We start from the raw sequence: 12715 nt of genomic DNA on the forward strand, positions 1-12715 counted from the left end.
AAAGGCGCATTCTTGTGGACGTTCATCTGGTCTCTCCCTGGAACATTGAAGCTTCGCAACCTCAGTTTCCTCGGTTCAGACCAGATGGACAACCTCCTGAAAGACCACATCTAGCGCGAACCTCAGATGTGCAATGGCACATCTGAGTTCGCCCGTTTCACGAGCGCTGGAATGACAGCTGGATGATCAGCGCTTGTCGGGCCCTTCGCGTACGGCGATCTGTTCGACCAGTTCGACGATGCTGCGCCGGAGCTTGGCGTCGTTGATGCGGGTGAAAGCGCGGGTCAGCGCCAGGCCCTCGGAGGTCGCCAGGAAATCGGAGACATAGGCCGGTGAAGTGCCCTCGCTAAAGCCTTCGGCGCTGGCGGTGCCGCTCGGACCTCCCTCGAACAGGAACGAGACCGGGACCTGGAGAATTTCGGAGATCTGCTGGATGCGGCTGGCGCCGACCCGGTTGGTGCCCTTTTCGTATTTCTGTACCTGCTGGAAGGTAAGGCCCAGCGCTTCACCGAGCTTCTCCTGACTCATCCCCAGCATGATGCGGCGCATGCGCACACGACTGCCGACATATTTGTCAACAGGGTTGGGCGCTTTGGTCGACATCTCCAACACTCCTCGGGAAGCTCTTTCGGATGAGGCAAAGCGAATTATGCCTCAGGCGCCTATACCGTCAAATCCTGCTCGGAAGCGTCGGGGAGGAATGCAGACAATTTGAGCAACGAACTGACTGGACCTTGTCTCGACTTGCGGGACAGAATGCTAACTCCGCGGTCGGTCTGTCAACTCTGGATTTCCGGCCGCCGATATTTCCGGCGGTTATCCGAAACCAATTATGAAAGAAGTTTCAGCCGACCCGCTTCGTGACTCTGCGTCGAAGCGTGAAAAGCAGACCCGCGGCGATCATGATCGCGGCAGGAATGTCGCCGCTGCGCGCGTAAATGGTCGGCGCGATCGCCGCTGGCAGGCCGGAATCCAGCACGCCCTCGACACCGAGGCCGAGCCGCGCGACAATTCGTCCCATCGGATCGATAACCGCTGAAATGCCGGTGTTTGCTGCACGAACCAGCGGCAAGCCTTCCTCGATCGCGAGCAGGCGTGCCTGCTGCAGATGCTGGTAGGGACCGGTCGAGATTCCAAACCAGCCGTCATTGGTCAGGTTGACGATCCAGCCCGGACGATCGTCGCTCGCCGCAACGTCGCCGGGAAAAATCGCTTCGTAGCAAATCAAGGGTAGCACGCGCGGTGCATTTGGCATCGCCAGCGTGTGGCGCCGCGTGCCTGGAATGAATCCACCCTGAACCTTGGTGAGTTGTTCGAAGCCCAGCTTTTCCATCCAGTCCTGGAACGGCAGATACTCGCCGAACGGCACCAGATGCAACTTGTCGTAGACCGACAGCACGCTGCCGTCATGATCGATGACGTAGATTGAATTATAGGCGCGCGTGATCCTTGCTCCGGGCGGCAAATCCGGCGCGCGCACCGAGCCGGTGATCAGGACGGTGCCCTTGGGCAACAGCTCGGCGATCTGCGCCATCGCATCCGGTTCGCGCGTCAGGAAAAACGGGAACGCCGATTCCGGCCAAATCAGGATGCTGGCGTCGCGCACGCCGGTCGACTCCGGCCCGGAAGCGCGATCGGACAGCGTGAGATATTTTTGCATCACCTCCGCCTTGGCGGAGTAGTTGAAGCGCGCATCCTGCTGCAGGTCGGGCTGCATGATCCGCAGCCTGACCTTGGCGACAACAGAGGTCGGCTGCAGAGCGAGGCGGACGCCGCCGAAAATACCCATCGCCACCAGCATCGCCATTGCCGAAACCGGCACGATCCAGGGCTTGCGTCCGCGCGAGGTGCCATCGATCAGCACCGCCGGGCTTGCGAAGATGGCGACGCTCAGGAATGTCAGGCCCCACAGGCCGATCAGCGAGGCCGTCTGCGCCAGCGCCAGCGGCTCGCTCAGCGCGTAGCCGAACGCATTCCAGGGAAAGCCGGTCAGCACATGACCGCGCAGCCATTCGCCGATCGTCAGGCTTGCGGCCAGTGCGATCACCCTCGAGGCGTCCCTCGGCCAGATCAGGCGCGCCAGCGCGAAGCCGAACGCGGTGAACAGCGCGAGATAAGCGGGCAGGCCGAGCACCGCGAACGGCGTCAACCAGGCGAAGGTCGATGCATCGACGAAAAAAGCGTAGCCGATCCAGTACAGCCCCGGCACGAAATAGCCGAGCCCGAACCACCAGCCGGCCATCGCCGCCGCCGGGACACCGCGCAGCCGGCCGGCGCCGGCGCCGTCGATCAGCCAGACCATCACCGGAAATGTTGCGAACAGCACCGGCCAGGCATTGAACGGCGCCATCGCCAGCGCCGACAGCGCTCCGGCGACCAGCGCGATGGCGGCGCGCTTCCATCCCCAGGCCAGGATGATCGCAAGCGCGAGCGCGCGGAGTTTGGCTGCCGGGATCACGTCGAGCCGGCTCCGTCGCCGGACGGCGGGCTCGCATTGTCGTTGGCTTGCGCGGGGCCGGTCTCGGGAGTTGCCTCGCGGCGCCGGCTTTCGCGCGGGCCGCGGGCGGGCGGACGCTCCTTGCGGGTGGCGATGCGCAGCCGCTTGACGCGCCGCGGGTCGGCGTCGAGTACTTCGATTTCGTAGTTGCCGGGGCCGGAAATCACTTCGCCGCGCACCGGCAGCCGGCCGACATGGGTGACCAGATAGCCGCCCAGCGTCTCGACTTCCTCACCGGCCTCGCCGGTGACGAAATCCTCGCCGATCACCGAGCGGACGTCGTCGAGGCTGGCGCGCGCATCGGCGATGAAGGAACCATCCGCCTGCCGCACGATCGCCGGCGGCTCGTCGCTGTCATGCTCGTCGTCGATCTCGCCGACGATCTGTTCGACGATGTCCTCGATCGACACCAGCCCGTCGGTGCCGCCATATTCGTCCACCACCAGCGCCAAGTGGATGCGCGAGGCCTGCATCTGCGCCAACAGGTCGATCGCCCGCATCGAGGGCGGCACGAACAGCAGTTTTCGAATGATGTTGGCCTCCGACAGCGGCAGCGCCAGGTCGACCGCGCGCAGATCGAGGCCGGCGGGGAAGTTTCTCTTGCGTTTGCTCTTGCTCTTGCCGGTCTCGGAAACGTGCGCCCGTGCGGTCATGAAGGCCAGCAGATCGCGGATGTGAACGATACCCTCGGGATCGTCGAGGGTTTCGTTGTAGACCACGAGCCGCGAATGCGCCGCGCTCTCGAACAGGCTCATCAATTCGCCGAGCGGAATGTCGCGCTTGACCGCGATGATGTCGGCGCGGTGGATCATGACGTCGGCGATGCGGCGCTCGTGCAGGGAAAGGATATTGCGCAGCATGGTGCGCTCGGTCGCCGAAAAGCCGACTTCGTCCGGCGTCGAGGCATCGAGCACGACCTGCAGATCGTCGCGCACCGATCCCGGTTTCCATCCGAACAGCGTGCGGATCGCCCGCGTCAGCCAGTTTTCCGCGACCGGACGCATGACCTCGTTCGGCTGCACGACGGCCGGCAGGTTGCGCACATTGCGCGGATTGTCGTGGGTCGGTTCGGAATCCGCCATCTCAGTCCGTCCGCTCCCGATTGCCATAGGGGTCGGGAATGCCGAGTTCGGCCAGGATATCGGCTTCGAGTGCTTCCATGGCCTCGGCGTCGGCGTCGTTTTCATGATCGTAGCCGATCAGATGCAGGAAACCATGCACCGCCAGATGGCTGAGATGATGATCGAACGGCTTTTGCTCCTCGTCGGCTTCCTTGCGGATCGTCTCATAGGCAATCGCGATGTCGCCGAGCATGCGCGGCGGGTCGCCGGGACCAGTGGGGCCGGTCGGCGGCAGGGCCGGGAACGACAGCACGTTGGTCGGCTTGTCGATACCGCGCCAGTTCAGGTTCAGCGTCCGGATCCCGGTGTCGTCGGTCAGCATGACCGCGAGTTCGGCCTCGCCGGTATCGGCGTCGACCATCTCGGCGGCGGCCGCGATCGCGCGCTGGATCACGGCCTCGGCGTCGGGCTCGGACTGCCAGCCGTCGGCGACGACGAGAACCTCGGTCATGGGAAGGGCAAATCGCGCCATGGTTCCGGAATTTCTGTTGCGCCCCGAAATCGCTTCCGGTGCGCCTCTCGCGGCGGATTTCGGCATCAAGGCTTGCGAGTTGCCGGCCGCTGCGGCAATCCTTCATAGGCCGCGACGATCCGCGCCACCAGTTCATGGCGGATCACGTCTTCGGCCGTGAATTTCACCTGCGCGATGCCCTCGACGCCGTCGAGCAGTTTGGCTGCCTCCGCAAGGCCGGAGGTCTGGCCGTTCGGCAGATCGACCTGCGAGGGATCGCCGGTGATGATCATGCGGCTGTTCTCGCCGAGCCGGGTCAAAAACATCTTCATCTGCATCGAAGTGGTGTTCTGCGCCTCGTCCAGGATGATGACGGCGTTGGTGAGCGTCCGGCCGCGCATGAAGGCGAGCGGCGCGATCTCGATTTCGCCGGCCTGCAGCGCGCGTTCGACGATCCGGGAATCCATCAAATCGTACAGCGCGTCATAGATCGGCCGCAGGTAGGGATCGACCTTCTCGCGCAAATCGCCGGGCAAAAAGCCCAGCCGCTCGCCGGCTTCGACCGCGGGCCGCGACAGGATGATGCGGTCGACTTCCTTGCGCTCGAACAATTGCGCGGCGTGCGCCACTGCGAGCCAGGTCTTGCCGGTGCCGGCCGGACCGATGCCGAACACCATCTCGTGGCGCTTCAGCGCGCGAATATAGGAATCCTGCGCGGCGGTGCGCGCCCGCACCGGGCGCTTGCGCAAATTGATGGTCTCGAACGCCGATTTCGCGGTCTTGGAGTCGAATTCGAACAGCGAGCCCTGTGCGATCACGGCGCGGATCGCGCCCTCGACGTCGCCCTGCGCCAAATCCTGCCCCTTGATGGCTTGCGCGTAGAGCGTCTCCAGCACGCGGCGGGCGGCATCACAGCCGTCGCGCGATCCGGCGATCGAAATGTGATTGCCGCGGGAATCGACCACGACGCCAAGCCGGCGTTCGATCAGCGCCAGGTTCTGCCCATAGGGTCCGACCAGCGCCGAGGCCCCCCTGTTGTCATCGAAGTCGATGACGACCTGCGTTTCCGGCGGAATTTGCATCTCACGGTCGACTTTGCGGCTGGGAGCGAGCGAAGGCGAATCCGATGCGCTTTTTGGCAAGGGTTCAGGTTCCCATTCTTGTTTGAGAAGAATCGCTGGCTTGAGGAAATGTCGTTGGAGCCGATGTGATCGCGGCAGAAGCCATCTGCGAAGCAGAGGGCGCGAGCCGGCCAAGCAGGCTGTAGCGCTCGAGGCTTTCGATTTGAACCGGCAAGACCCGGCCGATGATATCGGGCGTGGCCATCACATGCGCGGGCTGCAGATAGGCGGTGCGGCCGACGATCTGGCCGGGCTTGCGGGCCGGACGCTCGAACAGCACGTCGACAGTGTTGCCAATCGCCGCCCGATTGAAGGCCGATTGCTGGCTGTCGATCAATTCCTGGAGCCGCACCAATCGCTCGTCCATTTCCTCAGCTGAAACCATCTCCCGCATGTCCGCCGCCGGCGTTCCCGGCCGCGGCGAATATTTGAACGAATAGGCGCCAGCGTATCCGATTTGCATGACAAGCGCGAGGGTGGCCTGAAAATCTTCCCGGCTCTCGCCGGGGAAGCCGACGATAAAATCCGATGAAAATGCAATATCTTGGCGCACGGCGCGAAATCGGTCGATGACGGCCCGGTAATCGTCCGTGGTATGCCTGCGGTTCATGGCCGCGAGAATCCGGTCGGAACCGGATTGCACCGGCAAATGCACGAACGGCATCAGCGCCGGCAAATCGCGATGCGCCGCGATCAGGCTGTCGTCGACGTCGCGGGGATGGCTGGTCGAATAGCGCAGGCGGAGGATGCCGGGAATTTCGGCAAGGCGATGCAGCAGGGCGCCGAGCGTCCAGATCAGGCCGTCGGGGCCTTCGCCGTGATAGGCGTTGACGTTCTGTCCAATCAGCGTGATTTCGCGCACGCCGTGCTCGGCGAGCCGCCGCACGTCGTCGACGATCCGGGCCACGGGTCGCGACACTTCGGCACCGCGCGTGTACGGCACCACGCAGAAGGTGCAGAACTTGTCGCAGCCCTCCTGCACGGTGACGAAGGCGGAAATGCCGCGCGCGCGGATCGCCTCCGGCCTCGGCGCGGGCAAGAATCCGAATTTGTCCTTGATCGGGAATTCGGTCTCCAGCGCGCGGCCGTGGCGCTTCGCATCCGCCAGCAATTGCGGCAAATGGTGATAGCTTTGCGGACCGACCACGACATCGACCACAGGGGCGCGGCGGATGATTTCCGCGCCTTCCGCCTGCGCGACGCAGCCGGCCACCGCGATATTCATGGTCCGGCCACCTCTCGCGGCTTCGTCCTTGATCGCGCGCAGCCGCCCCAGCTCCGAATAGACCTTCTCGGAGGCCTTTTCGCGGATGTGACAGGTATTGAGGATCACCAGATCCGCGTCGTTGACCTCTGCGGTCTCGACAAAGCCTTCACCCGCCAGCGTGTCCACCATGCGCTGCGCATCGTAGACGTTCATCTGGCAGCCATAGGACTTGATATGCAGCTTGCGCGGCGGTTTCATGGAACCTGAATGCTGTGCGGAGGTGGCGCGATTGCGGCGTCCGGCTCAAATATAGGCTAAAGGGGCGAAAATCCAGCGTCCGGTGGCGTCATTCCGGGGCGATGCGTCAGCATCGAACCCGGAATCTCGAGATTCCCCGATGTGCAATTGCACATCTGAGGTTCGCGCTTCGCGCGCCCCGGAATGACGGTCAGGATCAGGATTTATCGTCTTCCAGGGGAACGCAGTAGAGCTCCAGCCGGTGATCGACCAGTCTGTAGCCGAGCTTGCGGGCGATTTCGGCCTGCAGCTTTTCGATCTCTTCATTGGTGAATTCGATCACCTTGCCGTCGCGCAAATTGATCAGGTGGTCGTGATGGCTGTCGCGCATCTGCTCGTAGCGCGCGCGGCCTTCGCGAAAATCGTGACGTTCGATGATGCCGGCATCCTCAAACAGTTTGACCGTGCGATAAACCGTCGAGATCGAGATCTTGTCGTCGACTGCGACGCAGCGGCGATACAGTTCCTCGACGTCGGGATGGTCGGCGGCCTCCGCCAGCACGCGGGCGATGACACGGCGCTGTTCGGTCATGCGCATGCCGGTGGCGGCGCAGCGGGCTTCGATGCCGGAGGCTTTCAGCGCGGGCGTGGATTTCAGTGCGGTCATCGGTCTTGCCTTGGGTAACAGCGCAAATCCGCCAGCTTCTTGCGCGTCCTGTTGTGCCACCGCGCGGCGGCTAGGACAAGTCGCGGCGCATCAGAAGCGCGTTCAATTGTTCTCCATCGGCCTGCCGGTAATAGCGCTCGCGGCGGCCGGCGACGGTAAATCCGGCCCGGTCGTAAAGCCGCCGCGCCGGCCGATTATTTTCCTCGACCTCCAGAAACACGGTGCGCACGCCGCGGCCGGCGAGGTGGCCGAGATGCGTCAGCAAGAGGTTGCGGGACAGGCCGCGTCCGCGCTGGCTGGCCGCCACCGCGATCGAAAGAATCTCGGCTTCGTCCGCCGCCATCCGCGACACCGCGAAGCCGATGGTCTTGCGTCCCAGCCGCAGCCGATGCACCAGCGTGTTGCGCTCGGTCAGCATGGTCTCGAATTCGCCCTCGCCCCAGCCGCGGTGAAACGAAGCGCCATGCAGCTGCGCGAGGGACGCTGCGTCGCGGAGCGTCGCCGGCTCGACCGCCGCGGTGCCGCCGCTCCACAGTCCGGACAGCCACGCGATCATGACGGGGAAGGCTGCGCGGCTTTCTGCAGCGGATCCTTTGATGGCTTGGCATCGGGCGCGCGCAGATAGAATGGCCGCGCCGGCGCGGTATTCGGGCTGACCGCGGCTCCGAGCCACGCCACCCAGGCGATATCGGGCGCGGCTTGCGCGTCGACCTTGAAGGGGGGCAGTGCATCCGCCGGCCAGCGCTGGCCGAGCAAAGCTGCGGCGTTGCCGACCAGATATGCTGCGCCGAACCGCGCCGCACCGAGCGCCTCTTCGATCGGGCCGACGCGCGGCCGGATCAGCGAACTGCCGTCGCCGCTCACCGCCTGGAAATAGACCTGGTCATGCCGGGCATCGATGGCCGAGATCACCGGATGCTTGCCGCTCTCGCTGACGATGGGCGCGGCATAGGCCGTCAGCGTGGTGACGCCGACCACCGGCTTGCCCGCGGCGAGCGCAATGCCGCGCGCGGCGGAAAGTCCGACCCGCAAGCCCGTGAAGCTGCCGGGACCGGTGGTCACCGCGATGCGGTCGAGCGCGGCGAAGCCGATGCCGGCCTGCTTGATGACGCGGGCGATCAGCGGCATCAGCGCTTCGGCGTGGCCGCGCTTCATGGCTTCCGATTGCTGCGCGATCAGCTTGCCGGCGTCGGTATCGAGCACGCCGGCGGCGCAGGCATCCAGCGCGGTGTCGATGGCGAGGATCAGCATGGGGGGCGGGCGAATGGCGAGGGGCGAGTGGCGAATAGAAGGCTGGGATCAACTTCCATTCGCCATTCGCTATTCGCCACTCGCCGCTCCCCTCAAATCGGCCGGACTTCGACCACGTCGGGCACGAAATGCCGCAGCAGGTTCTGGATGCCGTGCTGCAGCGTCGCGGTCGACGAGGGGCAGCCCGCGCACGAACCCTTCATGTTGAGATAGACGATACCATCCTTGAAGCCGCGGAAGGTGATGTCGCCGCCGTCATTGGCGACCGCCGGGCGCACCCGCGTCTCGATCAGGTCCTTGATCATCTCGACCGTCTCGGCGTCGGCCTCGCTGAAGAATTCGTCGCGCTCGTCGGCGTCCTCGTCGCTTCCGACGGTTCCGTCGGCCAACAGCGGCGCGCCCGACATGTAATGTTCCATGATGGCGCCGAGGATGGCGGGCTTCAAATGCTGCCAGTCGCTCTCGTCCTTGGTCACGGTGACGAAATCGGAGCCGTAGAACACGCTGGTGACGCCTTGCACCGCGAACAGTTTTTCGGCGAGCGGCGAACGACTCGCGGCCTCGCGGTTGGCGAATTCCATGGTGCCGCCGTCGAGCACGATGCGGCCGGGAATGAATTTCAGGGTGGCGGGATTGGGGGTGGCTTCGGTCTGGATGAACATGGCTTTCTCCGGCGTCGCCGGTTCAAGGCCGGCGCGTGGGTGATGCCATAGCAGATGGCGACTGCGGATGCACGGTCAAGGGGCTCGGAGCAGGGTTTCGCAGCGGTATCAAGGGCCTGCGCCCGCCTCGGCCTAGGACAGGGCGTCGATATCGGCGTCGCTGAGGTCGCCGGGCACGATGGTGACGGGAATCGGGAACGAGCCGACGGTATTGGCCATGATGGTGATCAGCGGTCCCGGGCCTTCCGGCCCGGGATTGGCGGCCAGCACCAGCTTGGCGATATCGGCATCCTTGTCGATGACGTCGAGCATCTGCTCGATCGCGTCGCCCTCGCGGATCACGCGCTCCGGCGTGATCGCGGCGATGCCGTTGGCGCGGCCGGCGGCGCGATCGAGCGCGGCATTGGCTTCGTCATGCGCCTCGGCGCGCATCACCTCGGCGACCCCGAGCCATTGCTGGTTTTGGTCCTCGGTCTCGATGATGCGCAGCATCACCACGCCGCCGCCGGCGCGGATCGCCCAGCGGCTGGCGTAGTAGACCGCGCGATCCCATTCCGCGGTGTCGTCAACGATGACCAGGCATTTCGGCTTGTGACCGGCCTGGTAGCTTCGTCGCTGGGTGCTCATGCATGTCCCGTGCTGCGCCAGCTTGCATGCTGCCACGGCGCAGCCATGTCAGACAAGCGGCTGTGCGCTGTTCTTGATTTCGCGGCGATGGGAATTCTCCCCCTCCAGGGGAGGGTGAATACCGTCACCGCTTGCGGACGAAACCGACGATGTCCTTGGTCGCCTTCATGGTCTCGGCGGCGATGGCGCGGGCGCGGTCGGCGCCGTCGATCAGGATCGCATCGACATGACCGGGGTCGGCGACCAGCCGCTTCATCTCGGAGGCGATCGGCGACAATCTTGCCACGCAGAGTTCGACCAGCGCGTTCTTGAAACTGGAGAACTGCCCGCCGCCGAATTCCCGCAGCACCTCGGCCTTGGTCCTCTCAGCCAGCGCGGCGTAGATGCCGACCAGATTGTCGGCTTCGGGGCGCATCTCCAGCCCCTTCTCCTCCGACGGCAATGGCTCCGGATCGGTCTTCGCCTTGCGGATTTTTTGCGCGATGGTGTCGGCGTCGTCGGTGAGATTGATCCGCGAATTGTCGGAGGCGTCCGATTTCGACATTTTCTTGGTGCCGTCGCGCAATGACATCACCCGCGTCGCCGGCCCCGTGATCAAGGGCTCGGGCAACGGAAAGAACATGCCATCGTTGAAACCGTGACGGCTGATCGAGTCGCCAAAGTCGTTGTTGAACTTCTGCGCGATGTCGCGTGACAGTTCGAGGTGCTGCTTCTGATCCTCGCCGACCGGCACATGGGTGGCGCGATAGACCAGGATATCGGCCGCCATCAGCACCGGATAGTCGTAGAGGCCGACGGAGGCGGCCTCGCGGTCCTTGCCGGCCTTGTCCTTGAACTGCGTCATGCGGTTGAGCCAACCGACCCTCGCCACGCAATTGAAGATCCAGGTCAGTTCCGCGTGTTCGTGGACCTGGCTCTGGTTGAACACGATATGCTTGTTCGGGTCGATGCCGCTGGCGATGAAGGCCGCGGTCACCTCGCGGGTGTTGCGCGCCAGCTCCGCGGGTCCCCCCCAGACCTCCACCGGCTGGGCCAGCGCATGCATGTCGACGACGCAATAGAGACAGTTGTAGGTCTCCTGCAGCTTGACGAAGTTGACGATCGCGCCGAGGTAATTGCCGAGGTGCAGATTGCCGGTCGGCTGAACGCCTGAAAAAACCCGCTCAACGAATGCCATTTTAAGCTTCCCTTTGTCGCGCCGTCCATTGCCACGAGGATATCAGCCGCGCAAGTCGGCAGGCGCCTTTTGCCTGACCGCGTTGACCACCTCCAGCCAGCCGATCGCGCCGAACGCCGAAAGAAGCAGGGCGTAAACCGCAATCGCCCCCGCGATCAGCGGCAGCACAAACAGCGCCTGCGCGAAGCCGTGCGCGACTGTCGCCAGTGGCAGCAACCGTTCCGCCAGCCACAGCGCCGCGCCCATCGCGAGCGCCGCCGCCACGATGCGCGGCAGCCGGCGGCGCGCCTCCGCATCGATCGAGAATCCGAAGGTCGCGGCGCCCTTGCGGATCAGCGAGAGCGCGCTGCTCCAGGCCCCCATCGCGATGCCGGCGGCGATGCCGCTGGCGCCGAAGATGTGGCCGAGCACCAGCGCCAGCGCAATCGAGACCGCAAATCCCTTCAGCGTCGCCCAAAGCGGCGTCAGCGTATCGTGGCGGGCGAAGAACGCCGGCGACAACGCTTTCACCAGCACGTGCGCGGGCAGGCCGAGCGCCAGCCAGATCAACGCACTCGCGGTGGCGGCGGTGTCAGCGGCGGTGAAGGCGCCGTGCTCCAACAGCATCCGCACCACGGGTTCGTTCAGCACGATCAATCCCAGCGTCGCCGGCATCGCGAGGCCAACCGCCAGTTCGAGGCCGCGCGATTGCGCATGCGCGACCGCGCTTGCGTCGTCGCCGCGCAAGCTCCGCGCCAGTTCGGGCACCAGCACGGTGCCCATGGCGACGCCGACAATGCCGAGCGGCAGCTCGATCAGGCGGTTGGCGAAATAAAGCCACGACACGGCCGAGGGTTGCGACGATGCGATGATCGCGCCGCCGATCATCAGCAATTGCGGCGAGGCATTGGCGATCATGCCGGGAATCGCGTGCCTGAGAAAGCCGCGCATCTCCGCATCGAACGAGACGCGCAGCGGCACAGCCAGGCGGCCGCCACGGCGCAACAGCAGGATCGAGAGTTGCAGCAGCCCGGCAACGCCGACGGTAGCTGCGATCACCAGCGCCGCCGCCGCGGCCCCCTCGCGCCAGCCGAGCAGCGCAGCCATCACACTTATCAGCGCGATATTGAACAGCAGCGGCGAAAACGCCGTCAGCGCAAATCTGGCTTGCGCGTTCATCAGCGCCATCATCACCGTGACGGGACCCGCGAAGGCGAGATAGGGCAGCATCAGCCACGCGTCGTCGACGGCAAGCTGCAGGGCCGGTGTGCCGGCGAATCCCGGTGCCAGCACGGCAACGAAGAGAGGCATCAACAGGCCGATCAGTGCTGTCGCCGCCACCAGCGCCGCGCTGACGGTGCCGAGCACGCGCCCGGCGAAAGCGGAGGCCGCGACCGCGCCCTCGGCCTCGCGCACCCGCAACCAGGCCGGCACCAATGCCGCGTTCAGCGCGCCCTCGGTCAACAACCGCCGCACCACGTTGACCAGCTGAAACGCCACCAGGAACGCATCCGCGACCGGACCCGCGCCGAGCAGCGCCGCGATCATGGCGTCGCGCACAAAGCCGAGCAGCCGCGACGCCAGCGTTCCCGTCGATACCGTGAGGAAGGAGCGGATCATGAAGACTCTATAGCAGCGGCTTGGCTTGCTGGCAGTAGTGCCCGGACTTGCCTGTTACTTCCGTCATCACTGCGCAACGGCTTCGCCGTTGTCGCTGG

13 protein-coding genes are annotated in these 12715 nt (G+C 64.9%); all 13 read right to left on the bottom strand.

Annotated elements, in window-relative coordinates:
* Positions 1-186: 186 nt before the first annotated feature.
* Positions 187-603, bottom strand: a complete 417-nt coding sequence (locus VK804_RS09695; protein ID WP_325370357.1) for a helix-turn-helix transcriptional regulator — start codon at positions 601-603, stop codon at positions 187-189.
* Positions 604-844: 241 nt separating this feature from the next.
* The gene (gene lnt / locus VK804_RS09700) at positions 845-2458 is read right to left on the bottom strand and encodes an apolipoprotein N-acyltransferase (protein ID WP_325370360.1); all 1614 of its coding nucleotides are present in this window, start codon (positions 2456-2458) and stop codon (positions 845-847) included.
* A complete protein-coding gene (locus VK804_RS09705; RefSeq protein WP_414642746.1) occupies positions 2455-3606 on the bottom strand; it encodes a hemolysin family protein in 1152 nt (383 codons plus the stop codon). The genes lnt and VK804_RS09705 overlap by 4 nt, the downstream gene beginning before the upstream one ends.
* Positions 3581-4069, bottom strand: a complete 489-nt coding sequence (gene ybeY / locus VK804_RS09710; RefSeq protein ID WP_414642747.1) for an rRNA maturation RNase YbeY — start codon at positions 4067-4069, stop codon at positions 3581-3583. The genes VK804_RS09705 and ybeY overlap by 26 nt, the downstream gene beginning before the upstream one ends.
* An 86-nt stretch (positions 4070-4155) precedes the next feature.
* On the bottom strand, positions 4156-5211 hold the full coding sequence (locus VK804_RS09715; RefSeq protein WP_325370368.1) for a PhoH family protein: 1056 nt from the start codon (positions 5209-5211) through the stop codon (positions 4156-4158).
* A gap of 4 nt (positions 5212-5215) precedes the next feature.
* On the bottom strand, positions 5216-6655 hold the full coding sequence (gene miaB / locus VK804_RS09720; RefSeq protein ID WP_325370370.1) for a tRNA (N6-isopentenyl adenosine(37)-C2)-methylthiotransferase MiaB: 1440 nt from the start codon (positions 6653-6655) through the stop codon (positions 5216-5218).
* 196 nt (positions 6656-6851) lie between these two features.
* Complete coding sequence (locus tag VK804_RS09725; RefSeq protein WP_325370372.1) at positions 6852-7301, bottom strand: Fur family transcriptional regulator; 450 nt, start codon at positions 7299-7301, stop codon at positions 6852-6854.
* 70 nt (positions 7302-7371) lie between these two features.
* Entirely contained in the window at positions 7372-7857 is a 486-nt protein-coding gene (rimI, locus tag VK804_RS09730) for a ribosomal protein S18-alanine N-acetyltransferase (protein WP_325370374.1), read from the bottom strand.
* Positions 7854-8552, bottom strand: a complete 699-nt coding sequence (gene tsaB, locus VK804_RS09735; RefSeq protein WP_325370376.1) for a tRNA (adenosine(37)-N6)-threonylcarbamoyltransferase complex dimerization subunit type 1 TsaB — start codon at positions 8550-8552, stop codon at positions 7854-7856. The genes rimI and tsaB overlap by 4 nt, the downstream gene beginning before the upstream one ends.
* Positions 8553-8644: 92 nt before the next feature.
* Positions 8645-9214, bottom strand: coding sequence for a NifU family protein (locus VK804_RS09740; protein WP_325370378.1), 570 nt, complete (start codon positions 9212-9214; stop codon positions 8645-8647).
* A 132-nt stretch (positions 9215-9346) separates the two neighbouring features.
* A complete protein-coding gene (locus VK804_RS09745; protein ID WP_325370380.1) occupies positions 9347-9841 on the bottom strand; it encodes a universal stress protein in 495 nt (164 codons plus the stop codon).
* A 124-nt stretch (positions 9842-9965) separates the two neighbouring features.
* Complete coding sequence (gene trpS, locus VK804_RS09750) at positions 9966-11018, bottom strand: tryptophan--tRNA ligase (RefSeq protein ID WP_325370382.1); 1053 nt, start codon at positions 11016-11018, stop codon at positions 9966-9968.
* A 42-nt stretch (positions 11019-11060) separates the two neighbouring features.
* Positions 11061-12617, bottom strand: coding sequence for a murein biosynthesis integral membrane protein MurJ (murJ, locus tag VK804_RS09755; RefSeq protein WP_325370384.1), 1557 nt, complete (start codon positions 12615-12617; stop codon positions 11061-11063).
* Between the last annotated feature and the right edge of the window lie 98 nt (positions 12618-12715).

Origin of the sequence: Bradyrhizobium sp., assembly GCF_035484855.1 — a bacterium.
Lineage (GTDB): Bacteria > Pseudomonadota > Alphaproteobacteria > Rhizobiales > Xanthobacteraceae > Bradyrhizobium.

Excerpts from the sequence above, each read along its gene's own strand:
- VK804_RS09695 (WP_325370357.1), bottom strand. The coding sequence starts at position 603 with ATGTCGACCAAAGCGCCCAACCCTGTTGACAAATATGTCGGCAGTCGT.
- VK804_RS09705 (WP_414642746.1), bottom strand. The coding sequence starts at position 3,606 with ATGGCAATCGGGAGCGGACGGACTGAGATGGCGGATTCCGAACCGACC.
- ybeY (WP_414642747.1), bottom strand. The coding sequence starts at position 4,069 with ATGACCGAGGTTCTCGTCGTCGCCGACGGCTGGCAGTCCGAGCCCGAC.
- miaB (WP_325370370.1), bottom strand. The coding sequence starts at position 6,655 with ATGAAACCGCCGCGCAAGCTGCATATCAAGTCCTATGGCTGCCAGATG.
- VK804_RS09725 (WP_325370372.1), bottom strand. The coding sequence starts at position 7,301 with ATGACCGCACTGAAATCCACGCCCGCGCTGAAAGCCTCCGGCATCGAA.
- rimI (WP_325370374.1), bottom strand. The coding sequence starts at position 7,857 with ATGATCGCGTGGCTGTCCGGACTGTGGAGCGGCGGCACCGCGGCGGTC.
- tsaB (WP_325370376.1), bottom strand. The coding sequence starts at position 8,552 with ATGCTGATCCTCGCCATCGACACCGCGCTGGATGCCTGCGCCGCCGGC.
- VK804_RS09740 (WP_325370378.1), bottom strand. The coding sequence starts at position 9,214 with ATGTTCATCCAGACCGAAGCCACCCCCAATCCCGCCACCCTGAAATTC.
- VK804_RS09745 (WP_325370380.1), bottom strand. The coding sequence starts at position 9,841 with ATGAGCACCCAGCGACGAAGCTACCAGGCCGGTCACAAGCCGAAATGC.
- trpS (WP_325370382.1), bottom strand. The coding sequence starts at position 11,018 with ATGGCATTCGTTGAGCGGGTTTTTTCAGGCGTTCAGCCGACCGGCAAT.
- murJ (WP_325370384.1), bottom strand. The coding sequence starts at position 12,617 with ATGATCCGCTCCTTCCTCACGGTATCGACGGGAACGCTGGCGTCGCGG.